At 42.3% G+C, this 21,506-nt stretch carries 27 protein-coding genes; 11 read left to right on the forward strand and 16 right to left on the reverse strand.

Annotated features, from left to right (window positions below; genetic code table 11):
* Nucleotides 1-105 precede the first annotated feature (105 nt).
* From QK890_RS18775 to QK890_RS18805, 7 genes are all read left to right on the forward strand, one after another.
* The gene (locus QK890_RS18775) at nucleotides 106-1,014 is read left to right on the forward strand and encodes a hypothetical protein (protein WP_007479974.1); all 909 of its coding nucleotides are present in this window, start codon (nucleotides 106-108) and stop codon (nucleotides 1,012-1,014) included.
* A gap of 124 nt (nucleotides 1,015-1,138) precedes the next feature.
* Nucleotides 1,139-1,426 carry a helix-turn-helix domain-containing protein gene (locus tag QK890_RS18780; RefSeq protein ID WP_005944327.1) on the forward strand — a complete coding sequence of 96 codons (288 nt, stop codon included), beginning with the start codon at nucleotides 1,139-1,141 and terminating at the stop codon, nucleotides 1,424-1,426.
* 5 nt (nucleotides 1,427-1,431) lie between these two features.
* A complete protein-coding gene (locus QK890_RS18785; RefSeq protein WP_004323659.1) occupies nucleotides 1,432-2,505 on the forward strand; it encodes an AAA family ATPase in 1,074 nt (357 codons plus the stop codon).
* Between the two features lie 163 nt (nucleotides 2,506-2,668).
* Nucleotides 2,669-3,634, forward strand: coding sequence for a toprim domain-containing protein (locus tag QK890_RS18790; RefSeq protein ID WP_005944329.1), 966 nt, complete (start codon nucleotides 2,669-2,671; stop codon nucleotides 3,632-3,634).
* Between the two features lie 147 nt (nucleotides 3,635-3,781).
* On the forward strand, nucleotides 3,782-4,165 hold the full coding sequence (locus QK890_RS18795) for a MobC family plasmid mobilization relaxosome protein (protein ID WP_004310825.1): 384 nt from the start codon (nucleotides 3,782-3,784) through the stop codon (nucleotides 4,163-4,165).
* Nucleotides 4,131-5,051: a relaxase/mobilization nuclease domain-containing protein gene (locus tag QK890_RS18800; RefSeq protein WP_008642636.1), complete on the forward strand. Its 921-nt coding sequence runs from the start codon at nucleotides 4,131-4,133 to the stop codon at nucleotides 5,049-5,051. Before QK890_RS18795 ends, QK890_RS18800 begins: the two co-directional genes overlap by 35 nt.
* Before the next feature lie 4 nt (nucleotides 5,052-5,055).
* The gene (locus QK890_RS18805; protein ID WP_005944331.1) at nucleotides 5,056-5,775 is read left to right on the forward strand and encodes a hypothetical protein; all 720 of its coding nucleotides are present in this window, start codon (nucleotides 5,056-5,058) and stop codon (nucleotides 5,773-5,775) included.
* Between the two features lie 52 nt (nucleotides 5,776-5,827).
* Here QK890_RS18805 and QK890_RS18810 read toward each other — a convergent pair whose 3' ends face one another.
* The 12 genes from QK890_RS18810 to QK890_RS18865 all read right to left on the reverse strand — a co-directional run bounded on the left by QK890_RS18810 (nucleotide 5,828) and on the right by QK890_RS18865 (nucleotide 13,311).
* On the reverse strand, nucleotides 5,828-6,160 hold the full coding sequence (locus QK890_RS18810; protein WP_004323655.1) for a helix-turn-helix domain-containing protein: 333 nt from the start codon (nucleotides 6,158-6,160) through the stop codon (nucleotides 5,828-5,830).
* Nucleotides 6,161-6,289: 129 nt separating this feature from the next.
* Nucleotides 6,290-6,709: a hypothetical protein gene (locus QK890_RS18815; RefSeq protein ID WP_004323654.1), complete on the reverse strand. Its 420-nt coding sequence runs from the start codon at nucleotides 6,707-6,709 to the stop codon at nucleotides 6,290-6,292.
* Nucleotides 6,663-6,902 (reverse strand): hypothetical protein, encoded by a 240-nt coding sequence (locus QK890_RS18820; protein ID WP_080720260.1) that lies wholly within the window; start codon nucleotides 6,900-6,902, stop codon nucleotides 6,663-6,665. The genes QK890_RS18815 and QK890_RS18820 overlap by 47 nt, the downstream gene beginning before the upstream one ends.
* Nucleotides 6,903-7,000: 98 nt before the next feature.
* Nucleotides 7,001-7,291: a hypothetical protein gene (locus QK890_RS18825; protein WP_004323652.1), complete on the reverse strand. Its 291-nt coding sequence runs from the start codon at nucleotides 7,289-7,291 to the stop codon at nucleotides 7,001-7,003.
* Nucleotides 7,292-7,305: 14 nt separating this feature from the next.
* Nucleotides 7,306-7,728, reverse strand: coding sequence for a hypothetical protein (locus QK890_RS18830; protein ID WP_005944333.1), 423 nt, complete (start codon nucleotides 7,726-7,728; stop codon nucleotides 7,306-7,308).
* A gap of 16 nt (nucleotides 7,729-7,744) precedes the next feature.
* A complete protein-coding gene (locus QK890_RS18835; protein WP_005944336.1) occupies nucleotides 7,745-8,158 on the reverse strand; it encodes a hypothetical protein in 414 nt (137 codons plus the stop codon).
* A 30-nt stretch (nucleotides 8,159-8,188) separates the two neighbouring features.
* Nucleotides 8,189-8,620, reverse strand: a complete 432-nt coding sequence (locus QK890_RS18840; protein WP_005944338.1) for a GNAT family N-acetyltransferase — start codon at nucleotides 8,618-8,620, stop codon at nucleotides 8,189-8,191.
* A gap of 100 nt (nucleotides 8,621-8,720) precedes the next feature.
* The gene (locus tag QK890_RS18845) at nucleotides 8,721-9,284 is read right to left on the reverse strand and encodes a Crp/Fnr family transcriptional regulator (RefSeq protein WP_005944341.1); all 564 of its coding nucleotides are present in this window, start codon (nucleotides 9,282-9,284) and stop codon (nucleotides 8,721-8,723) included.
* Between the two features lie 9 nt (nucleotides 9,285-9,293).
* Complete coding sequence (locus QK890_RS18850; protein WP_005944344.1) at nucleotides 9,294-9,866, reverse strand: Crp/Fnr family transcriptional regulator; 573 nt, start codon at nucleotides 9,864-9,866, stop codon at nucleotides 9,294-9,296.
* Nucleotides 9,867-10,099: 233 nt separating this feature from the next.
* Complete coding sequence (locus QK890_RS18855) at nucleotides 10,100-11,254, reverse strand: YhcG family protein (RefSeq protein WP_005944347.1); 1,155 nt, start codon at nucleotides 11,252-11,254, stop codon at nucleotides 10,100-10,102.
* Nucleotides 11,255-11,279: 25 nt separating this feature from the next.
* Nucleotides 11,280-12,503: a site-specific integrase gene (locus QK890_RS18860; protein WP_005944350.1), complete on the reverse strand. Its 1,224-nt coding sequence runs from the start codon at nucleotides 12,501-12,503 to the stop codon at nucleotides 11,280-11,282.
* A gap of 343 nt (nucleotides 12,504-12,846) precedes the next feature.
* Entirely contained in the window at nucleotides 12,847-13,311 is a 465-nt protein-coding gene (locus QK890_RS18865) for a hypothetical protein (protein ID WP_250703189.1), read from the reverse strand.
* 367 nt (nucleotides 13,312-13,678) lie between these two features.
* Here QK890_RS18865 and QK890_RS18870 point away from each other — a divergent pair, with 367 nt between their 5' ends.
* Together QK890_RS18870 and QK890_RS18875 are read left to right on the forward strand one after the other, a co-directional pair.
* Nucleotides 13,679-14,200, forward strand: coding sequence for a methylated-DNA--[protein]-cysteine S-methyltransferase (locus QK890_RS18870; protein ID WP_250703190.1), 522 nt, complete (start codon nucleotides 13,679-13,681; stop codon nucleotides 14,198-14,200).
* A 6-nt stretch (nucleotides 14,201-14,206) separates the two neighbouring features.
* Nucleotides 14,207-15,061 carry a methylated-DNA--[protein]-cysteine S-methyltransferase gene (locus QK890_RS18875; protein ID WP_250703191.1) on the forward strand — a complete coding sequence of 285 codons (855 nt, stop codon included), beginning with the start codon at nucleotides 14,207-14,209 and terminating at the stop codon, nucleotides 15,059-15,061.
* 24 nt (nucleotides 15,062-15,085) lie between these two features.
* Here QK890_RS18875 and QK890_RS18880 read toward each other — a convergent pair whose 3' ends face one another.
* On the reverse strand, nucleotides 15,086-15,922 hold the full coding sequence (locus tag QK890_RS18880) for a response regulator transcription factor (protein WP_005811564.1): 837 nt from the start codon (nucleotides 15,920-15,922) through the stop codon (nucleotides 15,086-15,088).
* A gap of 8 nt (nucleotides 15,923-15,930) precedes the next feature.
* Here QK890_RS18880 and QK890_RS18885 point away from each other — a divergent pair, with 8 nt between their 5' ends.
* Together QK890_RS18885 and QK890_RS18890 are read left to right on the forward strand one after the other, a co-directional pair.
* Nucleotides 15,931-16,518, forward strand: a complete 588-nt coding sequence (locus QK890_RS18885; protein ID WP_250703192.1) for a sugar O-acetyltransferase — start codon at nucleotides 15,931-15,933, stop codon at nucleotides 16,516-16,518.
* 23 nt (nucleotides 16,519-16,541) lie between these two features.
* On the forward strand, nucleotides 16,542-17,192 hold the full coding sequence (locus QK890_RS18890) for a DUF1349 domain-containing protein (RefSeq protein WP_005811559.1): 651 nt from the start codon (nucleotides 16,542-16,544) through the stop codon (nucleotides 17,190-17,192).
* An 87-nt stretch (nucleotides 17,193-17,279) separates the two neighbouring features.
* Here QK890_RS18890 and QK890_RS18895 read toward each other — a convergent pair whose 3' ends face one another.
* From QK890_RS18895 to QK890_RS18905, 3 genes are read right to left on the reverse strand one after another with little or no spacing between them, the layout of a single operon-like run.
* Complete coding sequence (locus QK890_RS18895; protein WP_005811556.1) at nucleotides 17,280-17,792, reverse strand: ECF transporter S component; 513 nt, start codon at nucleotides 17,790-17,792, stop codon at nucleotides 17,280-17,282.
* 15 nt (nucleotides 17,793-17,807) lie between these two features.
* Nucleotides 17,808-20,105, reverse strand: coding sequence for a TonB-dependent receptor (locus QK890_RS18900; RefSeq protein ID WP_367627506.1), 2,298 nt, complete (start codon nucleotides 20,103-20,105; stop codon nucleotides 17,808-17,810).
* Nucleotides 20,105-21,487 (reverse strand): aldo/keto reductase, encoded by a 1,383-nt coding sequence (locus tag QK890_RS18905; protein ID WP_367627507.1) that lies wholly within the window; start codon nucleotides 21,485-21,487, stop codon nucleotides 20,105-20,107. The genes QK890_RS18900 and QK890_RS18905 overlap by 1 nt, the downstream gene beginning before the upstream one ends.
* Between the last annotated feature and the right edge of the window lie 19 nt (nucleotides 21,488-21,506).

Genomic DNA, 21,506 nt, shown 5'->3' on the forward strand with positions numbered 1-21,506 from the left:
CTTAACGCTTATCCTATCTTTTCTTCCTTATTATTGCCGATGTTTTCGGGAAAAGTGAGATTCTTACCTTATATTTGTAGTAAGAACGTTTAAAGGCACACGATTATGGAAAATCATATAGAAACCAATTTCAGAGAAATACAGAAGATATTAGATAGTTGTATAGCTCATGACTATAAAACTAAAGTAGATGCACTATTTTTAAAACGTGAATATTTGACGCAAGCCCAGCTAAAGGATTATTTGCGACAAGAAATTTTCCGTGTGACTGAAAATATTGTAGCCATCCAACAAAAATACCGTGTCGTGCGTAACATTGTATTGGACATGGATATTCCCGATTTTTTGTGGGAAAGTGGTTATTTTGAGGACTTGAATTCTGATGAAAGAAAAAAGTATATCGGTTTCCGCTGCTCTGATTTTGATATGGATGCATATTTGCATGAACCGTCCTGTTATGATGGGCGGCTTCCTTATTTGTCCATTATCGTTAATCTTGTCGTGCTTTCCAAATATTTGCGCTATCTGCAAGAACAGGAAAGCAATTACCATACAGATGCGGTTGCCATCCAAGAGCAAGCCTTGCCAAAAGAGAAAGAGGAAAGTGCAGATACTAATCCAACCAAGATTGTGGGCAAAAGCAATCCTTTCAAGTCCACGTTGAAAGCTAATGAAATCAAACTTCTGACCGACTGTGTGAATGAAGCGAATATGTTTACTACTACCGTCAGTGCCAAAATACTTACCGATTTTTTCAACTGCAAACTGAATGGGGTATTGAAAGTTAATAATACCCGTCTGTTAGCCTATCTTATGATGCAACTTAGCTGTTATAATTACATCGTTTATGAATGGCAGTCTGTCATAGCAAACAATAAACTGATATTGAAGAAGATAAAAGGTGAACCGCTTACACGTACTGACCTGTCGAGTGCGACAGACCAAGCGAAAAACATCTATCCGAAAGGATATGAAATCATAGACAAATACATCAAACAACTGCAAAAAGGTTGAGCATAGATTGAACGCTCAAACAAAGGTCAATTAGACTTCATTTTCAAGCTCTTAACTTTGCCCCCGTTAACAAAAAAACGAGGGTGCGCACCTTCATATTGTTTCACCTAAATTCCTAAACAATATGGAAAAAAATTTAGAGTTAAGAGTTTCCGAACTCGAAAAGATGTTGTTCCTTTCAAAGAACGTGCTTAGCTTCGATGAAGCGAGCAAGTTCTTGAACCTTTCTAAAAGTTACCTGTACAAGCTGACTTCGGGTAACTTGATACCCCATTACAAGCCGCAGGGCAAAATGCTTTATTTTGAGAAAGCGGAGTTGGAAGCATGGTTGCGTCAGAACCCGGTCAAGACGCAGGCGCAGATAGAGCAGGAAGCGCAGAAGTATATCCTTAACCGTCCTCTAAAGAAATAACGGCTATGGAAAATAGAAAAGCGACAGAAGCCGGGCAGGACATCACCATGCAGAAAGAGGATTTCGCAGCCCTTTGGAAAACCATTCATCTAAAGGTGACGGACACTTACGAAGTGCCGCCCGAAATACTCTGGGTGAACGGCTCTACCATTGGCACGTTGGGTAATTTCAGTGCATCCACGGGTAAAGCCAAGAGCAAAAAGACATTCAACATTTCCGCTATCGTTGCGGCAGCGTTGAAGAATGACGAGGTATTGAAGTATTCGGCATACCTGCCACCGAACAAACGGAAAATCCTCTATGTAGATACCGAGCAGAGCAAATACCATTGCCACAAGGTCATGGAGCGTATTTTGCGGCTTGCCGGACTGCCTACCGACAAGGACAGGGACGATTTTGTTTTCATCGTGCTAAGGGAGCAGACACCCGATAAGCGGAAACAGATTATCGGTTATATGCTTGAAAATATGCCCGATGTGGGGTTGCTCATCATTGACGGAATCCGTGACTTGATGTATGACATCAACAGCCCCAGCGAATCGACTGACCTAATCAACCTCTTGATGCGCTGGTCAAGCGGATATAACCTGCATATCCATACCGTACTGCATTTGAACAAGGGGGATGACAACACAAGGGGGCATATCGGTACGGAACTGAACAATAAGGCTGAAACCGTCCTGCAAATTACCAAAAGTACGCAGGACGGCAACATAAGCGAGGTAAAGGCGATGCACATACGTGACCGGGAGTTTGACCCGTTCGCATTCCGTATCAACGACAGCGCATTGCCCGAAGCCGTGGACGGTTATGTATTCAAGCAACCCAGCCAAGACAGGGGCTTTCCACTGGCAGAACTGACGGAGCAACAGCACAGGACAGCTTTGGAAAACGGTTTTGGCAAACAGGTCATATATGGTTACGAGAATGTCCTAAAGACCTTGAAACAGGGTTATGCAAGTATCGGCTACAAGCGTGGACGCAATATCCATGTGGATTTGAACAAGTTCCTTGTGAACAAGCGCATGATTGTGAAAGAGGGCAAGGGCTACCGCTATAATCCCGATTTCCATTATTAAAAGTCAGTTTGGTTTAGTCCGGGTGTATATATAAGAGGAACGGACTTACTATTTCCCTGTATCGGAACAGGCAGGTTTAGTATGGTACGGGTATATATATAACGGACTAAACAGGACTGGCGCACTTTTCAACTATTTTTTAATCCCCAAAAAAGAAAATGTTATGAACATCGAAGATGTGAAACAAATACCCATCGCAGACTATCTGCATAGTTTAGGTTACTCTCCTGTCAAGCAGCAGGGTAACGGCTTATGGTACAAATCACCGTTAAGGGAGGAACACGAACCGTCTTTCAAGGTGAACACTGACCGCAACCTTTGGTATGACTTTGGCGCAGGCAAGGGCGGCAACATCATCGCACTGGCAAAGGAACTCTATTGCTCCGACAGCCTGCCATACCTGTTAAACCGGATAGCGGAACAGACACCGCACGTCCGCCCGGTCAGTTTTTCTTTTCCCCAGCGTAGGACAGAACCGAGTTTCCAACATTTGGAAGTCCGTGACTTGACCCATCCGGCATTGCTCCGTTACTTGGAGGGACGGGGTATCAATATCGAACTGGCAAAAAGAGAATGTAAGGAACTCCATTTTACCAATAACGGCAGACCGTTCTTTGCTATCGGTTTCCCGAACATAGCAGGAGGTTACGAGGTTCGCAATTCCTTTTTCAAAGGCTGCATCGCCCCGAAAGACATCACCCATATACGGCAGCAGGGAGAGCCGAGAGAGAAGTGTTTGGTATTCGAGGGTTTTATGGACTATCTTTCTTTCCTCACGCTCCGGATGAAGAACTGCCCGACCATGCCCGACCTTGACAGGCAGGATTATGTCATACTCAACTCTACTGTCAATGTGCCGAAAGCTATTGACGTGCTGTACCCGTATGAACGCATCCACTGTATGCTTGACAATGACAAGGCAGGATATGAAGCGACACGGGCTATCGAATTGGAATACTCCTACCGTGTGCGTGACTTCTCGGGCAATTACAGGGGGTATTCGGACTTGAACGATTACCTGTGCGGCAGGAAGCAGGAACAGAAGAACAGCACCAGCCAAGCGCAGGAGATAAAGCAGGAAACCGGACAACGTGCCGCCCCAAGACAGAAAAGGGGCAGGGGCATTTAGTCCGGCAGGATTACCAGCGACAGGCGGTTTAATTTGGAGAGCAAGGTTATGTTTCGGTAAACCGAAACTACCTTGCTTTGCTTGACAGCAAAGAAAATTTCTCCCGTTGGTCGCAATTTTTAAGATACCATTTAAATGTAAAAACCTATGACGAATATAAAGGATAAGCCGGGGGGACGTCCGGCAAAGAAACGGATAGAGAAGCAGCAACGGGTAGTCAGCACGAAGCTGACCGAGTTGCAGTATTATGCCATCAGGAAGCGAGCCGGGGAAGCCGGGTTGCGTGTCAGTGAGTATGTCCGGCAGGCGGTTGTTTCGGCAGAGGTCATACCCCGGCTGAATAGGCAGGATGCGGACACCATCCGCAAGCTGGCAGGGGAAGCCAACAACATCAACCAACTGGCGCACCGAGCGAATGCCGGAGGTTTCGCACTGGTGGCGGTGGAACTGGTGAAACTCAAAAACAGGATTGTCGAAATTATAAATCAGTTGTCGGATGATTGGAAAAATAAAAAAGGGAAGCGGGTTTAAGGGCTGTGTGAACTATGTGCTTGGTAAGGAGCAGGCGGTTTTGCTTCATGCGGACGGGGTTCTGACTGAAAGCCGGGGCGATATAATCCGCAGCTTCTGTATGCAGACCGGGATGAATCCCGATTTGAAGAAGCCTGTCGGACATATTGCGTTAAGTTATTCGGCAGTGGATGCACCCAAATTGACAGACGAGAAGATGGTACAGCTTGCGCAGGAGTATATGCGTGAAATGAAAATCACCGATACGCAGTATATCATCGTGCGCCATCAAGACCGGGAACACCCACATGTGCATATCGTGTTCAACCGCATAGACAACAACGGCAAGACCATTTCGGACAGGAACGATATGTACCGTAACGAGCAGGTATGCAAGAAGCTGAAAACCAAACACGGGCTTTATTTTGCTGGTGGAAAAGAACAGGTAAAGCAGCACCGCTTGAAAGAGCCGGACAAGTCGAAATACGAGATTTACACGGCTGTAAAGAACGAAATCGGGAAGTTCAAGAACTGGCGGCAGTTACAGGAGCGGTTAGCGGAAAAGGGTATTACTGTCCGGTTCAAGTACAAGGGGCAGACGGGCGAGATACAGGGCGTTTCCTTTTCCAAAGGCGAATACACGTTCAAGGGTTCGGAGATAGACCGCAATTTTAGTTTCTCCAAACTGGATAAATGTTTCGGGGATGCAGGACTGAATACGGTCGGAAATCAACGGCAGACAGCTTTTACACCCGTTCGGGAGCCATTGCCGACACAGGGAAAGACTGACAGTCCGTTGATAACTGGCTCACTCGGTCTGTTCACCGCTTCATCACCCCCTGCGGATGAAGAACCAAACTTGAATTTAAGAAAGAAGAAGAAAAAGAAAAAACAACTTAATTTGTAAACACATGGAGAAAAATTTGATTTTAGAGGGGCTTCTCTCAATGGTTACTGAATTGAAAGAGAAGCAGGAAGCACAGGTAACGCCAGCCAGTCGGGAGGAAACTCTTGAAAGACTGAACGCAATCGAACAGGCATTGTCGGAATTGCACAGTAACCCGGCTGTTCCCGAAAAGGATTTGCAGGCTATCCGAAGCCAGCTTGACGAGATAAGGAATAGGATGCAAGGTCAGCAGAAACATATCGAGGACACCAAGAAAATAGTATTGGAAACCTACCGTTGTTTCAAGGTAATGCTTGATGCTTTGGGCTCTTGCAAGACGGATAAAGAGGAAGCTATACCCTTACCGCTCTATCAACGGATTTGCAACAAGGTCGCTTCTTGGATTCGTCCGGGATTGTTCCTTTTTTCGGCAGTGCTGGTTATCTGTTCCGTTTCCATATTCTTGAATATCCGTTTGGCTGAACGTATGCAGCAGTTACAGGACAACGATATGAAATACCGCTATTTGCTGATGCAAGGACAGGCAGACGGGGAAACTTTTGATATACTGGAAAACAAGTTCAAATGGCAACGGGATAACGGCTTTATCCGAAGTCTGACCGATTCAGTGATGGATTTTGAATACCGCATCCAAAAGCAGGCGGAAGCACTGGAACGTGCAAGGCTGTTGAACGAGCAAGCCGAACAGCTAAAGAAAGAAGCTGATAAGCTGGGTAAGCCATAAACGGGGAAAGCCGGGATGGATGAAGCACATTCACCGTTCCGGCTTTTCAGATTCACTTCTTTTTCTTCGTACAGTGTTCTTTCTCGAACTGGCGTAGCGTGGTGACGCTGAACCTTTCCTTGATGAACTCCCGGACATCGGAAGCCTTGTAATACACTTTTCCGCTGATAGTGAAGTATGGCAACGCACCGATAGCCCGGTAGCGTTGCAGGGTTTTGATGCTTACTTTGAACAGCAGGCACAAGTCTTGATTATCCAATAGGTTATCATCTTCGGGCAGTACCCTGTCTGCATTGCGTAGTACCCGTACATCTTTGCAGAGTTCTTCCAGTTTGGCATACAGCTTCTGCATCCATCCACCAAATTCGTCATTGTCTATATACATAATTGCTTCATTTTTCAGATTATACATTTTGTTTGTCAATCGATTGATGAAGCAAAGTTCTAAAAACGGATACAAAGAAATTACAGGAGAACTAATGGAGTCCCCTATAAATAAATCATAAGTTGCTGATTATCTATATCCTTTCTTATCATGTTCATTTTTGATTAGGTTTGCCAGTCCATTAAGAAATTCGGTGAGTTTGCCCGGCTTCCGTTTTATCACGTCCTCATGTTTTTGGTGGCAGTCGCTTATCTTAATGTTAAACAACCATTCAAAACCTTTGGATAAGTCCACTAAATAGGCAGGTTTACCGTTCTGATAAACGATGTCTTTGGAGAGGAATAAGCCGCTTACCACTTCCATGATATTGATAAGGGTTGTTTTGTCGGCGAGGTAGAGAGGGGAAAGGGGCTGTTTATTGATGCGTTGCTGTAGTTGTTCCGGGTATTTGATGCGCCATTCAATAAGGCGTATTTCAGTGTTCAAAAGTCCTATCGCTTCATCAATTAAATGCAAATAGGGCATTTTTTTCTTGCTCAAACCGTACACGATACGATTTAAGACGGTGTAAACCAAAGGAAAAATAGCGAAGTAAAATACTGTAATCCTGTTCGTTGATACCAAAATCGGCTACATGCGTAGCCAATTCCTCAATAGCTTCTGTAAACTCCGATGCAGAAACTTTACGTTGTGAATATTCCGACAATAAGCGGAAAAATCGCTGTTCTAAAATTAGATTCATGTATGTATTCATATAAAAAATAAGCCTTAGCGAGACTTAGGAAAAGGCTTATTTCAATTCATAATATTGTAATCCGCAAGTTGTTGTTTTGGGGGAATTTAGAAAAATAGTTTATAGCAAAGTAATCCCAATAAAAATAGCACTAAAAGGCATATTGTAAGAAATATATATATCCTAAACATATATATTTGGTCTGATTGCTCCTTTTCTATGGTTTTTTTACGGATTTCTTCTATCTTTTCAATGGAAACATTGGATAAATCAGCATTTTTACCTTTGCCTACAAGATATTTGTGATGTTCTTTCATCCTGTCTCTATTCAACTTGCGAAGCTCACGGTTCTCTTTGTCCCGTTGTAGCATATCATTTATGCAACCTAATGTTCCCATTTTCCAGTTAACATTTAATTTCCAAACCTTGATATATCAATTTCTTTTTGTAGTTCCCTAAAGATACGTTCCAAATCATATCCATGCGGATTGGAAATTTGGAAACATCCGCTTTCTATGGGGCTATTAACCTGAGGAGCAGTTATCACCGTGTCATTGAAAACGAAAGCGATGTACTTTCCTACACTCTTTGTTGTGGCTTCTCTCCATATAGGCAATTTATCTTGGAGGAAGACACCGGTAATGACCGAGTGTCCAAAAGCATCAGTTTCCAAACGTAAAGAATCGAAATCCATAACAGTAAGGAAAGGTGTTTGTGAAAGGCTGTCTGTAGTCTGTGATGTTACGTAGTACCAGCCGTTTGTCCGGTGAAAGGATTTTGTCTGCATACAAGCTGTCATTAGTAGGCAGAAAAAGAGAATTGTTGAAATCTTCATATCCGCTATTTTTAGGTTAATACATCTTCTCCAACGTCCACACCATCTTATTGGGATTATAGGCTTCCATTACGAGATGTGTTCCTGTGTATTCCATCACTGTCCACGGACCTGCTATGTTGTCGAACGTGATGATTTTTCCATTTACTTGATAAGTAAAATCTGTGTTCCACATATATCCGTCTTCTTCGTTCGTCCTTGTATAAATGCCTTCTGATTCGTTAGTAAACTGAAGAATGGATTGTTTTGTGTAGTCTATCTCATCTTCGATATTGTACACGGTCATTTGCGCTTGCCAAGTAGTTTGCTTCAGGGCTTCGGGGGTGAAGACAGAAGTAGGGGCATCATCGTTACTACAATTTGTCAGACATAACATGGCGCAAATAATGAATGTGGAAAGCACCATACATAAAGTAATTTTCTTTTTCATCTTATCTCTATTTTAAGTGATTGACAATAATTATATATTTCTCTTCATAGGGATACTAACAATACCTTTATTAATCTCTTTTTTACCCACTTTTTTGAAGCCTAAAGATGTATAAAAAGTTTCTGCATAGGTTGAAGAATTAACTGTTATATAAGTAAAATTACAATTGCTCATCATATAGTCAAATAACGATTTTCCTATTCCTTGCCGATGATAGTGTGGCAAGACAAAGAAGAGGGATATATGTTGCCTTTCCCGATGTACACCGATTATTCCTATCAATAAATGATTGTCAAAAGCCCCATATATGTCAAGCGTATTCATCAACGATGTGTCATACACGAAACTTTTAAAGGTTTCAATCCCTTCTTCCGTAAAATCGTTAATGCCACACTCTATACATACTTGATAGGATAAGTTTATAGCATTTTTATATTCTTCTTTCATTAATTTCCGTATCATACTAATAGTTTTTAATCAATGTGTGCAAAGTAATGAAAGGTGGAGGAAAAAGGTCTTGACAATTATCAAGACCCCAATATAACAATTGTTAAAAGGTGAGTTATATCTCTAACTTGCGGCGTATGCGGCTAATGGTTTCCGGTGTAACCCCTAAGAATGAAGCGATGCTTTTCAAAGGAACTACTTCTTTCAAGTTAGGACAACGTTCCATCAAGTTCCTGTATCGTATTTCAGGCGTACAATATGAATCAAGTAATCGTTCATATACCATTTCAAATAGACTCTCTGCCACATGCCTTCCGAATCGTTGAGTTTTCATATCCGTTTCCCAATATTCAATAATGTCATGACGGGATATTTCATATACAGAACACTCTGTTATGGCTTGAATATTTACTAACGATAAGCCACTTCTCATTAAAGAAGAATAGTCACATACAAACTCGTTGGTGAAAGCGTATCCAACAATGTGTTCTTCACCCTCTCCATCAATATATGTATATTGGAATGTACCGTTTTCTACCCATTCGGCAAAACGTGATATTTCATTCTGACGAATAAAGAAATCTTTTTTGTGGTATATACGTTGCTTCCCTTTTTCATGAAATAAATCTTTTACGAGGGAATAGTCTAAATTGTCGAGGTATGAATTAAAATCTTTCATTGTCGTAAGCTATTTATTCAGTCCACGGCGTATGCGACTGATTGTTTCCGGTGTGACTTGCAAGAAAGAGGCAATCTCCTTTAACGTAATGTACTCTTGAATATCGGGGCATCTATTCAATAAGTCAAGATACAGTTCTGCCGTAGTCTTGCAGTACATATCTATTAATCTATGATACATTAATAAGTATGATTGTTCAATAAGAGTACATTTTACTTGCATGGTTTCTACATTTGTGGCAAAGAATTCCTCTACTTTTAAATAGGGTATATAACAAATCTTTGTATCGCAAACGGCTTCAATTGTTACTAATGACGGTTGATTAGGCTCTATAAGTGTGCATAAACTTCCTGTAAACTCTCCGGAGAAAGTATATCCTACTATATGTATATTCCCTTTTTCATCCACACGAGTATATCTCAATAAGCCGTGTTCGATATAAGCTCCCCGATGATTCACTTTGCCTTGAATAGTGAATTGTTCACCCTTTTTGAGTTCGATATAAGTACCATGTTCCAAAATGAACTGCTTTAGCTGTTCTAATTTCGAATGGTTGGCATATTGTGAGTTAAAATCTTCCATACTATAAACTAATTGCAATTAAAATATAGAATAACCTCGTGAGTTGTTCTCTTAAAAAGGGAAAATAGATTCCTGACTTTATCAAAACATCTTCTCTTTTTTTTAATCTACTTTATTGTGAGTTTAGTTTGTGCTTTTGTATATATATCCAAAACGTACCAAACTAACTTTTGTAGCCTGCAAAATATATGTGCTGGCGAAAGAAGAAACAATCTTTTTTCTTTTCGCCAATTTTAAAGTTTGTAACTCTCATAGTTTGAGGAAGAAATGAATACTTTTATTTCTTCTTCTGTTGGAAGTTCTATCCTATACTTTTGCACAAAAATATTTGGGTCTAACCCGGCAGTGGCATACTTAACCAAGGTATCTCCCTTTTCGGTGCAGAGCAAAATGCCGATAGGTGGGTTATCATCCGGCTGCATCACTTCCGCTTTAAAATAGTTCAGATACATATTTAGTTGCGAAGCGTACTCATGGCGGAACTTATCTATCTTCAATTCTACAATAACATGGCATTTCAAAATGCGGTGATAGAACACAAGGTCGGCAAAGAAATAATCCTCGTCTATCAAGATACGTTTTTGCCGGGCTTCAAAACAGAAGCCATGTCCCATTTCTAACAGGAAGTGTTGCAGGTTGTCAAGAATGGCTTGTTCCAAATCAGTTTCTGTCACCAATGCACGTTCATTCAACTCTAAGAACTCCAAAGTAACAGGGGTGTTGATAACATCTTTAGGTTGTAATAAGGTTGCTTGTTGCTGGACTAAAGCGGAGAGGGCTTCTTTGTTTTTGGATAGTCCGCTACGTTCGTAATATAAAGATGCGATTTGTCGCTCCAACTCCTTTACAGACCAGCAGCCACGAATGGTTTCCATTTCATAGAAAGCACGTTTTACCGGGTTCTCAATTCCCGATATAGTGTTTAAATGGGTGGAAGATAATCTATTGAATAATCTATCAGCCGGAATCATCCATGTTTCGGTTTGTGGGTATTCTGTTGATAGTTTCCAAACTCCATTTTCAGATTCGGCGGTCACCAACCGCCGAATTGGTTCAGTGAATTCGGCGGTCAATGACTGCCGAATTTGAATTTGTGATGCAATGTATTGTGTAACAGGTTCTTTTAGTTGTGGATAAACAAGGTACAACCGTCTAAATTCCCTGAATCTACGTTCATTCAGACCTTTTGTTTTCAGTCGTTGTTCCAGCTTCTTCAACAGTTGTTCACCGTAGGCGGCACGGTCTTCTCCGTTCTGCTCAAATTCTACAATATAGCAACCCATAAGCCAGTTACGGGAAGTAAGGGCAAGGTTTACAGCATGTGCGGCTTGTGCCTGCAACGTGTTCTGTATCGTGCTGATATGTTTTACTAATGCTTCAAAGTTCATAGTTACAAAGATAAGTCTTTTATGGTTAAAACTTTAGTTCGGGCAAGCTGTTTATTGCTTCCTCTTTCAATTTATCCACCGCACGGGTGTACTTCTCCGTATGCTTCAATCCGCTATGCCCTAAAAGGCTGGCTACGGTTTTGATATTTGCCCCATTGTTCAGAATGTTCACGGCAAACGAATGCCGGGCACAATGCCAGCTTATATGTTTGTCTATCCCGGCTCTCTTTACCCAACGCTTTACTGATTTACAGCAACTTTCGTAAGTAGGTAAATCGAATATCAAACAGTTTTTATCTGCCGGGGCTTCACCAATGATAGACAATAGACCATCATTCAGGGGAATAACCACACCACTACTGGCAGAATGTCCCTTTGTCTTGCTTTGTTCAAATTTCAATAACCGATTAGCGTAATCCACATTCTTATAGGTAAGGTCTTTTACATCACAGAAACGCAAACCACTGTATAAACAGAAGATAAAAGCCCGTCTGACATTCGGGTTCTCGTTGTCATAATGGCAAGCCGCCAACTTTTGTATTTCTTCGGGAGAAAGAACATCTTTTCGAAGCATTTGGCTATCCACTTTACAGGTAACACTTTTACATGGGTCTTTCAACATTACATCGTGGTCAATCGCATATCGAATAACTTTCTTGAAACGCTGGTAAATGCTTTTAGCACCTTCACCCACACTTCGGGATTGCAAATAGGCTACAAACTGCTCCATCATTTCTTTGGTGATAAGTTCCGGTTTGATACTAAACTCATTCATGGGGTATTGCTCTTTTAAGAAGTCCTTAAAACGGCTAAGCGCAATTTGTACCATGCGAATATCTTTCTTGGTATAACTGTTGATATAGGCTTGGAAATAGTCTAAGAAATTGACCGTTCTATCTTTTTTCAACCGATAGCCCAACATACTTTCTTTAAATTCCTGCTCACGCTCCGCACGTATCTTTGTGGCAAGCTCCAATGTTTCTTTGTTCTGCTGGCGTTCCGCAGGGGTACGGGGCTTATCTATCAGATACAGACTAAGGTTTTCTTTTCGCCTGTTATGCTTTACTGCAAACTTGGGCTTACCTTGCATCTTTCCACTATCATAGTACACTTGATTGCCGTTTTCATCTAATACGGGCTTTTCCTCTCTACCTAAATAATACTCTAAGTAAAGGCTGATTCTACCATCCGAGAGCTTATTTTGCTCTAACTTGGGGTTTTCTTTCGTTTTATTTTCTAACTTTGCCATTGTTTAGAGGTTTTATCCCGATTTAGGTACCATAACCGGGTGATTACGCTAAATAGTTGATTTTCTTTTGTTTTCCAATATTGCAAAGGTACAAAAGAAAATGATATTTCAAAGTGTACTAAAAGTGTACTGAATAACGGAAAATGGGCAAAATATGGCAAAAATAGAGAAAATAGGAAATATTCAAATAGTTGATAATAAGGAAGATAAATTCTTTTATTTTCCTATGATTTCTATGGCTTGTACCGGGTCTGGGTACGAAAGATGAAGATAAACCCTTGTAAATACAAAGTTTACAAGGGTTTTCTATTTTTCTACTGAAACATTTAATCATTTTCTATAATCATATAAAACAACTTGTGCTGAAGAAATCTCTTACATATGGAATCATAGAGATTCCTTTGCTTAGTTTTCTTGGCGGAAAGCCAAATTTGACTTCATAGTGAGGATTGAAAAGATATAGTTGTTCATTCATAATCTGGTATCCGGCTTGTTTTGCGACATTTCTGAATATTTCAACGCTACATTTTGCCTGTTTGATATTTAGTAGTTCTTTTATCGTATTATCTTTTTTACCGCATAGTTTTAGTAGCCATCTGTACAAGAAACGAGGAAGGAGATGTATAAAAGGTAGATGTGAGATAATTTTTCCTTTTGCAATCTGTTGATGTCCTTTGCCACATCCTACTTCCAATACTTTATCGGGAAGATATCCTATCTTGCTTTTTATATATGGAATGTAATCGTTTCTGCAGGTTTGCGCTTGTTCATTAAAATAGCGTTTACGGTCAATATGTCGTTCTTGCATTTCTTTTATTGCTTTATCTTTTTAGAAAGAGCTATATTCTATTAAACAATTAGTTTTTAAACACCCTTTTTAGTATTTGTAGCCTCTGTACATTCCATGAAGAGCCGGTGAAGAATTATTAAACAGGTTCTTTTAATGGTTCGGTTGAAGCGTTCGTGCAATTAATTCCGCTCTAATTGGTTTTATTATATAAATAACTCATTCGGGAACTGATTTTAGCAAGTTTCGGATTATTTTTCATTTGGAAACTTCGTACATTTGCTACGTACTCGAACAGAGTGAATGTGTCTGTGTTCCTTGTGCTTCGGATAATGACAGATAAATCAAAGAAACAAAAAACTATTAATTTTCCAACGAAGAGAGAAATATGAAAAACGTTATTCAGATACAATACTGCCAATCACCATGCGGGGAGCTGATATTAGGCTCTTACCAAGGAAAACTTTGCATGTGCGATTGGAACAGAGAAGGAAGGCGGGCATTAATTGACCGGAGAATGCAGAAACTGTTACATGCCGATTATGAAAAGAGTTCATCCGAAGTAATTGTACGAACAATAATTCAGTTGGATGAATATTTTGGCAGGAAAAGAACGGCTTTTGATATTCCGTTGTTCTTTGCCGGCACCGATTTTCAGAAGACTGTTTGGAAAGAGTTGTTGAATATCCCGTATGGGATGACATTATCTTATGGCGATTTATCGCGGAAATTAGGCAATCCCAAAGCTATTCGCGCTGTGGCTGCCGCCAATGGGGCGAATCCCATTTCAATACTTGTTCCTTGTCATCGCGTGATTGGCAGTGACCGTAAATTAGTAGGGTATGGTGGTGGAATTCCTGCAAAGAAGATATTACTTGAACTTGAACTTTCTGACAAAGTGTTTTTTTGAATATAGATGAAGTCACAGCAGGAACTGAATTATAATCGGATTGCAGATGCTATTCGATTTCTTAAGAAGAACTATCGTACGCAGCCTAAATTGGAGGAGATCGCAGAACATATCAATATGAGTCCCTTCCATTTCCAAAGGATGTTTAGCGAGTGGGCGGGAACAACTCCGAAGCGTTTCTTGCAATATCTGAATATTGAGTATGCAAAAAAGATATTGAAAGAAACCCATGCGACACTTTTTGATACAGCCTGCGAGCTTGGACTTTCGGGAACAGGGCGACTTCATGACTTGTTTATAAACATAGAGGGAATGACTCCCGGTGAATATAAAAACGGCGGACTGGCATTGAATATTAATTATTCGTTTGCCGATACACCGTTTGGTAAAATAATAGCAGCATCTACCGATAAAGGTGTTTGTCACATGGCCTTTGTCGATGAAGGAGAGAGGAGAGCTTTTGATCATTTGCGAAGTATATTTCCTAACGCTAAATATGTGCTATCACCGGACACGAAGCAGCAACATGCATTGTCTGTCTTTGATCGGGATTGGAACAGGCTGGAAGAAATTAAACTGCATTTGAAAGGAACGGAATTCCAGTTAAAAGTATGGGAAACTTTATTGAAGATTCCGGCAGGAGGGCTGGCGACTTATGCCGATTTGGCGACCAAATCCGGATACAATGGTGCTTGTAGGGCTGTCGGAACTGCTGTGGGGAAGAATCCGGTTGCTTTTCTGATACCTTGCCATCGTGTGATAAAGGCTACCGGCGAACCGGGAAATTATCATTGGGGAGAGATGCGCAAGAATGCTATTATTGGTTGGGAAGCTGCCCATAAGGATTTCCCGGACCAGTGATCTGTCACCCTTCTGAAAGCCCGGTCAGGAAAGTAGTTTTAGCTCTTTCGCTATTCTGCAAGCTTCTATGGAATTCTTTACCTGGAGTTTCTCCAGTATATTTTGCCGGTGTCGGCTGACGGTATTTTTACTTATGAATAGGGTCCGGGCAATCTCCTGACTTGTTTTCCCCGTATCGATCAGCTTCAATATCACCTTCTCCCTGTCGGATAAAAGGCTGCTGTAGTCCTGTTTTTCCAGTTCTATGGCCTGTCCGTTTGCCGAGTTGATGACCATGCAATTCATGGTAGGATCAGTCGATAAATTGTAAAGGCACAGGGCCAGCCACATGCTATTGCTTGAGTGGGTAGATACATAAAACATTCTGTGCAGGACAGGAACATATTTTCCGGAAGTATTACGCATGCGGAGTTTGCTCATAAGAAAATAATCTGCACGCTTTTTCGCAGGAATCTGTTTCAGGAAGTGATAGAAGCGGAGTTCCTGTACATACTTTTCTGACAGATCATCGGGATGAATCTGTTTAAAGATTTCCTTTTCCCATATTGATTCAAAATTCCGGCTTTCTCCACGTTTGGCTATACCCAACGTTTCGGCTGTTCCCCCATAATAAATGTAGCTGATGTTGGTATGCATATCGCTAAGCACAGCAATTGCATTTTCTATCCGTGCATAGTTGTATGCTATTTGTTTATACTCTTTTAGTTCTTCAGGCAGTTGTTCATCTTTGCAGAAAGGCTGTGCCAGAAACTCTTTGTTCAGTTTGTCAACAATGTCCATATCGGGAAGGGAAATGGTTATTAATAAGCATTGCAGGCTTAGATACAAGCTCTTACCTTTGCAAAGATAATCATAAAACATAGTTGTTGATGGAAAGTGAAAAAGAAAAAATGGGAACAGGCAGGCTGTATGATGCTAATTATGATACAGAGCTGATAGCCGAACGGCAGGCCTGCAAAGAATTATGTTATGAACTGAATCGTTTACGTCCTTTGCAAATAACTGAACGGGAAGCCATTATTCGTCGATTGCTTCACAAGACGAAAGAGCATTTTCTGTTGGAACAACCCTTTTATTGCGATTATGGCTATAATATTGAGATAGGAGAGAATTTTTATGCCAATATGAACTGTGTCATTCTGGACGAAGCGAAAGTAACGTTCGGTGATAATGTTTTTATAGCTCCTTCTTGTGGATTCTATACTGCGGGGCATCCTCTGGATGCAGAACAAAGAAACCGGGGATTAGAGTATGCCCGTCCCATTCATGTGGGTAATAATGTCTGGATAGGAGCACAAGTTTGTGTGCTGCCGGGTGTGACAATCGGTGACAATACAGTGATAGGTGCGGGGAGTGTGGTGAATAGAGATATCCCGGGCAATGTGATTGCAGCAGGTAATCCTTGCCGTGTGATTAGGCAAATCACGGAAAAAGATAAAGTAAAATATACATTATAAGATAAGCATAATTAAAAAGTAAAATGAAAAAAGTATGTTTGGCCCTATTTATGGGCTTGATGGCGCAAGTGACATTTGCGCAGACGCTGGGAAAAATGCAATGGTTCAATGAACCGGACCAATGGGAGATAAAAGATAATGTACTATCGATGTCTGTCACTCCGCAAAGTGATTATTGGCGGATTTCTCACTATGGTTTTACGGTGGATGATGCACCATTCTATTATGCTACCTATGGTGGTGAGTTTGAAGCGAAAGTAAAAGTGACAGGTGACTATAAAGTACGCTTCGACCAAGCCGGACTGATGCTTCGTATTGACCATGAAAACTATATTAAAGCAGGTATTGAGTTTGTAGACGGGAAGTTTAATTTGAGTACAGTCGTTACTCATAAAACGAGTGACTGGAGCGTGATAACTTTGGATAAAACCGTGCCTTATATCTGGATAAAAGCTGTCAGACGACTGGATGCGGTAGAAATTTTCTATTCATTTGATGATAAAACTTACACGCTAATGCGTAATGCCTGGTTACAGGATAATATACCCGTGAAGGTGGGACTGATGGCTGCTTGTCCTGATGGAAATGGATTTGAGGTGAGATTTGAGCACTTCAAGGTAAGGCATCTGCCTGACCAACGCAGAGTAGAATGGTTGAAGAAGAATGCCGAATAAATCAGAAAAATGGAAGATGGACGGTTTGGAAAGCCGTATCTTCCATTTTTCATTTTAGGAGTATGGGCAGGGTAGCTGTAGCCAGGTTTATTTATAAATCAAACGGCTTATAAACAGGTATCCTCCGAATATTTGCAGAGCCATTCCCGGCAGGCCGATACGGAAATCCTGTGCGGCACTGAGGAAATCTTTGACCATGATCCACTCACCCAGAGTACCGGCCACCTGGTAGGCCAACACGACAACCAGCAGAATGGGAATGGAGATACGCTTATAATGATGGGCGGCATAACCGGCCGCTACAGCCAGAAGCACTGATTTTAAAAGGATAGCAGGTAAAACTGCCGGATGGGGCATACCGAATAACAATGAATTCAGGACAGGTGAAAAGAGTGCTGCCAACAATCCGACTTTCCACCCATATTTATAGGCTCCGATCAGAGTAAAGAAATAGATCGGTAACCAGGTGATACCCCCTTGGGGGATGAGATGAAAAAGTTGGGGCAATGCCATATTTCCCACGACAAACAGCATTGCTGCCAGATATGTTTTGGCATCGTTGTAATTTAATGAATAAAGCTTGATAGATGTTGTTTCCATATTATGATATGATAATTAAAAGTTAATGTTGATTCCTCCCATAAATGTAGCTTTCGGCATAGGGTAACCGGCATTTATTTCATAACGTTGCGCCAGCAGATTCTCTCCTTTTACAAACAGACCGGCGATGGAGCAGATACGATAATTACCCCGAAGATTCCATAGAAGAAAGTTTTCTTTCTTTTCTTCAGGGCTCACTACAGTATAAAGTCCTGCCACATATTGTATTCCGGTGGAGAAATTCCATTTGCCTTTTGTGTAATCAATTCCTGCATATAATTTATGTTCCGGTGCGGCAACCAGAGGGTGTTCCATATGAAGCCAGCTGTAGTTGGCAGTCAGGTTCCATGTAGGATGGATGTGGTACGCTATACTGGCTTCTGCTCCCCAGTTCTCTACTTTACCGGTGTTTACGTTCAGCGGACGTACGTCTGTGCGGATAGTCTGGATCATATTGTCACCATTGATATAAAAGAGGTTAACCCCATAATAAAACGTTTGATCGAACAGTCGTTGAGAATAAGACAATTCGTAATTCCATAACCGTTCCGGCAATAAATCGGGATTGGCAGGGCGGAACATATATAGTTCGCGGATTGTAGGGTTGCGGAATCCTTTACTGGCCATAGCTTTCAAGCTTGCGTTGTGTGGCAACTGTACCGACAAGCCGACTTGTGGTATCCATTCTGTTCCGGAGACAGTGTGATGATCTGCACGGATCCCTGCGTCTATTGTCAGATGACTACCGATTGCCTGACGGAAATCAACGTATCCCGCAATTTCATTTTCCGATTTATCCGAGATATTTTCTTTATGGCGGTCTGTAATGAAGCGATTCCATGCTTCACCGCCAAACCGCATATAGTCTAATCCTACAGTCAGCCGGTTACCCGTAAATAAAGAAGTACTCTGGTACCAGGAAATTCCCGTCATCCGGTCTTTAGAGTTGAAACGGTAGTTCAGTGGTTCTTCGCCTGTACCGTATCCGTCATTAATGTGATGTTTACCCCAATTATAAAAAAACTTGAGTGCCCCCGATGTATGTTCATACTTATTCTCCAAAGCAAATGAAGTCATGCCACGTGTAATGCGTGAATCGTTATCGAAAACCGGAGTGCTGACTGTTCCCGGATTAGAGGCATTGAAATGCGTCAGGTTCAGATCTGCAGATATGTTCCATGTGCGGTTCAATTCATAGCCCAGCCTTGTATATCCGCCGTATTGCTCAAACTCCATATCGGGGCGATGTCCGTCTGTCCGGTTGTAAGAACCGGTGATAACACTGCTGAAACGTCCTTTTTTTACTTGGTTGGTAACTTCGGTCGTCCATGTATTATATGAGCCATATCCCAGCCGGGCTCCCGTTTTCACTCCGTTTTCCCGCTGCTGACGGGTCACGATGTTGATTACTCCGCCCATTGCATTCGAACCATAAAGTACGGATGCAGGGCCACGTACTACTTCCACTTTTTCAGCCAGCATCGATTGATAAGCGTCGGCAATAGGATGCCCCATTAGCCCCATGTACTGTGGATGTCCGTCAATCAATACTAATAATCCTGTAGTGGGGCTGCCTCCGATGCCACGCAGGCTGATACCACCTGCCGCACCGCTCGACACGCCATACCCCATGATGCCACGGCTGGTTGTGAATAACCCCGGGATCTGTTCTGTCAACATGGGGAGTAAAGAAGGCTCTAAACGTTTCTCTATGGTTTCGCGGTTCAGGACCGAAACAGTCATAGGCAGATGGCGGATGTCAGTTTCATTTCGTGTGCCGGTGACTACTACCCCGTCTATCTCGTAATTCTGTGTCGTGTGGGTCGTGTCTCTCCGGACTTGTGCCTCTAAAGAGGTACTTAGAAAAGTACAGGCAAACAGGATGCCAAGCAGATTTTTTTTCATCCTCATTTGGGAGAGGAAATTCTCAATGATCCGGAATATTTCTTCTAAAGAACTGATTTCATGGCAAGCTGTTTCCAACGGACACCATCCGCTTTTGTCCCGATTCTCAATGAAAGGCACCAATCGGATATAAGTAACCTCAACATTGGCATCATGCAGGAGTGTAAGTGCGGGTTGGCTGATGACATCTGCATATACCCGCCGGATTCCTCCCAGAACCATTAGTCCTGCGGCAGCTTTCCCAATCACCTTGTCGGCAATGCAGGCTCCTTCCATGAAAGAGGGTTCTTGCTGGAACAGATCGTATAAATCGGCTACGCCCCGCTGAGTGAAGGTGCGTATTTCCGCTCCGTTCCCGATCACACAGGAATAGCCTCCGGAGTGGAGTAGATCGATTATCTTTTCCATTATAGCGTTTCCTGTTTGAGTTGTTCTACAAAATGATCGATACGGTGCAGTTCGTCCGGAATCCGGATAGACTGCGGACAATGTGAGGTGCATTGGTTGCAGCCAATACAATGGCTGGCTTGCCGTAGTTTGGGTACACTGCGGTCATAGCCTATCAGGAAAGCGCGCCGTGCTTCTTTATAGTTTTCGCTTGTCCGGCTTTGCGGAATATTCCCTTCGTTTACGCACTTGTTGTAATGAACGAGGATGGCAGGAATATCGATGCCGTATGGGCAGGGCATGCAATATTTGCAGTCATTGCATGGGATGGTAGGATATTGCATCATAAGTTGTGCAGTCTCTTCCAGATATTCCTTGTCGCCATCGGTCAGAGGAACCAGTGGTGAATAAGTACGGATGTTATCTTGCAAGTGCTCCATGTAAGTCATACCGCTCAATACAGTCAGTACCAGTTCCGGTGAACCGGCAAAGCGGAAAGCCCACGATGCTATGCTGTCTTCAGGACGTCGCTGTTTCAGTCGTCCCACGATGTGTTCAGGGACATTTGACAGGCGTCCGCCCAACAGTGGTTCCATGATGACAGCGGCAATGTTTCGTTTGGCCAGTTCTCCGTAAAGATATTCCGCATTGACATTGTTTCCTGTAGCGTGGCGCCAGTCCATATAGTTGAGTTGAATTTGTACAAAATCCCATTTCACCGTATCATGCATGGCGAGTACCTGGTCGAAAACCTCGACATCACCATGAAATGACCAGCCGAGGTGCCGGATACGCCCGGCTTCACGTTCTTTGAGAAGGAAGTCAAGCATGCCGTTATCGATATATCGTTCGTTGAACACTTTCATTCCGCCGCCACCGATGGCGTGCAGCAGATAATAATCAAAGTACTCTACCTGCATATCCTCAAACGACTGGTGATACATAGCCAGTGAGTTTTCACGTGAGAAGTTTGAAAAATTCGATAGTTTGGTTGCTATGTACAGTTTTTCACGCGGATGCCTTTTGAGGGCAATTCCTGTTGCTTTTTCCGACCAGCCCTGTACATATACGGGCGATGTATCGAAATAGTTTACTCCGTGGGCGATAGCATAATCTACCAGTTCATTGACGGCTTCCTGGTTGATAAGGTCTCCTTTCCCTTCCGGTGAAGGGATTGTAGGCCAGCGCATGCAGCCATAGCCCAGGAGAGAAACTTGATCTTTGATTCCTCCGACTGAGCGATAGGTCATTTTATCTGTGGGGACAGGAGAAGAGGCACTCCGTCCCTGACCGGCTTTATCTCCGGAGCCGCAACCATAAAGAGCGGCAGTTGTTGTAGCGGCGCTGATACCCACAATTTTGAGGAATCCTCTTCGGTCTATATGCTTATTCTGTTTTTCCATATGTTTCTACTTTTGGGAT

The organism is Bacteroides sp. NGMCC 1.200775 (assembly GCF_040798045.1).
In the GTDB taxonomy this organism is placed as follows: domain Bacteria; phylum Bacteroidota; class Bacteroidia; order Bacteroidales; family Bacteroidaceae; genus Bacteroides; species Bacteroides hominis.

Bases quoted from the DNA above. Each gene is read 5' to 3' on its own strand.
- QK890_RS18885 (WP_250703192.1), top strand. From the start codon at position 15,931: ATGGAAAGTGAAAAAGAAAAAATGGGAACAGGCAGGCTGTATGATGCT.
- QK890_RS18880 (WP_005811564.1), bottom strand. From the start codon at position 15,922: ATGTTTTATGATTATCTTTGCAAAGGTAAGAGCTTGTATCTAAGCCTG.
- QK890_RS18875 (WP_250703191.1), top strand. From the start codon at position 14,207: ATGAAGTCACAGCAGGAACTGAATTATAATCGGATTGCAGATGCTATT.
- QK890_RS18845 (WP_005944341.1), bottom strand. From the start codon at position 9,284: ATGAAAGATTTTAATTCATACCTCGACAATTTAGACTATTCCCTCGTA.
- QK890_RS18795 (WP_004310825.1), top strand. From the start codon at position 3,782: ATGACGAATATAAAGGATAAGCCGGGGGGACGTCCGGCAAAGAAACGG.
- QK890_RS18800 (WP_008642636.1), top strand. From the start codon at position 4,131: ATGATTGGAAAAATAAAAAAGGGAAGCGGGTTTAAGGGCTGTGTGAAC.
- QK890_RS18810 (WP_004323655.1), bottom strand. From the start codon at position 6,160: ATGTATATAGACAATGACGAATTTGGTGGATGGATGCAGAAGCTGTAT.
- QK890_RS18835 (WP_005944336.1), bottom strand. From the start codon at position 8,158: ATGAAAAAGAAAATTACTTTATGTATGGTGCTTTCCACATTCATTATT.
- QK890_RS18905 (WP_367627507.1), bottom strand. From the start codon at position 21,487: ATGGAAAAACAGAATAAGCATATAGACCGAAGAGGATTCCTCAAAATT.
- QK890_RS18775 (WP_007479974.1), top strand. From the start codon at position 106: ATGGAAAATCATATAGAAACCAATTTCAGAGAAATACAGAAGATATTA.
- QK890_RS18890 (WP_005811559.1), top strand. From the start codon at position 16,542: ATGAAAAAAGTATGTTTGGCCCTATTTATGGGCTTGATGGCGCAAGTG.
- QK890_RS18790 (WP_005944329.1), top strand. From the start codon at position 2,669: ATGAACATCGAAGATGTGAAACAAATACCCATCGCAGACTATCTGCAT.
- QK890_RS18780 (WP_005944327.1), top strand. From the start codon at position 1,139: ATGGAAAAAAATTTAGAGTTAAGAGTTTCCGAACTCGAAAAGATGTTG.
- QK890_RS18865 (WP_250703189.1), bottom strand. From the start codon at position 13,311: ATGCAAGAACGACATATTGACCGTAAACGCTATTTTAATGAACAAGCG.
- QK890_RS18870 (WP_250703190.1), top strand. From the start codon at position 13,679: ATGAAAAACGTTATTCAGATACAATACTGCCAATCACCATGCGGGGAG.
- QK890_RS18840 (WP_005944338.1), bottom strand. From the start codon at position 8,620: ATGATACGGAAATTAATGAAAGAAGAATATAAAAATGCTATAAACTTA.
- QK890_RS18785 (WP_004323659.1), top strand. From the start codon at position 1,432: ATGGAAAATAGAAAAGCGACAGAAGCCGGGCAGGACATCACCATGCAG.
- QK890_RS18860 (WP_005944350.1), bottom strand. From the start codon at position 12,503: ATGGCAAAGTTAGAAAATAAAACGAAAGAAAACCCCAAGTTAGAGCAA.
- QK890_RS18820 (WP_080720260.1), bottom strand. From the start codon at position 6,902: ATGAATCTAATTTTAGAACAGCGATTTTTCCGCTTATTGTCGGAATAT.
- QK890_RS18830 (WP_005944333.1), bottom strand. From the start codon at position 7,728: ATGAAGATTTCAACAATTCTCTTTTTCTGCCTACTAATGACAGCTTGT.
- QK890_RS18900 (WP_367627506.1), bottom strand. From the start codon at position 20,105: ATGGAAAAGATAATCGATCTACTCCACTCCGGAGGCTATTCCTGTGTG.
- QK890_RS18855 (WP_005944347.1), bottom strand. From the start codon at position 11,254: ATGAACTTTGAAGCATTAGTAAAACATATCAGCACGATACAGAACACG.
- QK890_RS18850 (WP_005944344.1), bottom strand. From the start codon at position 9,866: ATGGAAGATTTTAACTCACAATATGCCAACCATTCGAAATTAGAACAG.
- QK890_RS18825 (WP_004323652.1), bottom strand. From the start codon at position 7,291: ATGGGAACATTAGGTTGCATAAATGATATGCTACAACGGGACAAAGAG.
- QK890_RS18895 (WP_005811556.1), bottom strand. From the start codon at position 17,792: ATGGAAACAACATCTATCAAGCTTTATTCATTAAATTACAACGATGCC.
- QK890_RS18805 (WP_005944331.1), top strand. From the start codon at position 5,056: ATGGAGAAAAATTTGATTTTAGAGGGGCTTCTCTCAATGGTTACTGAA.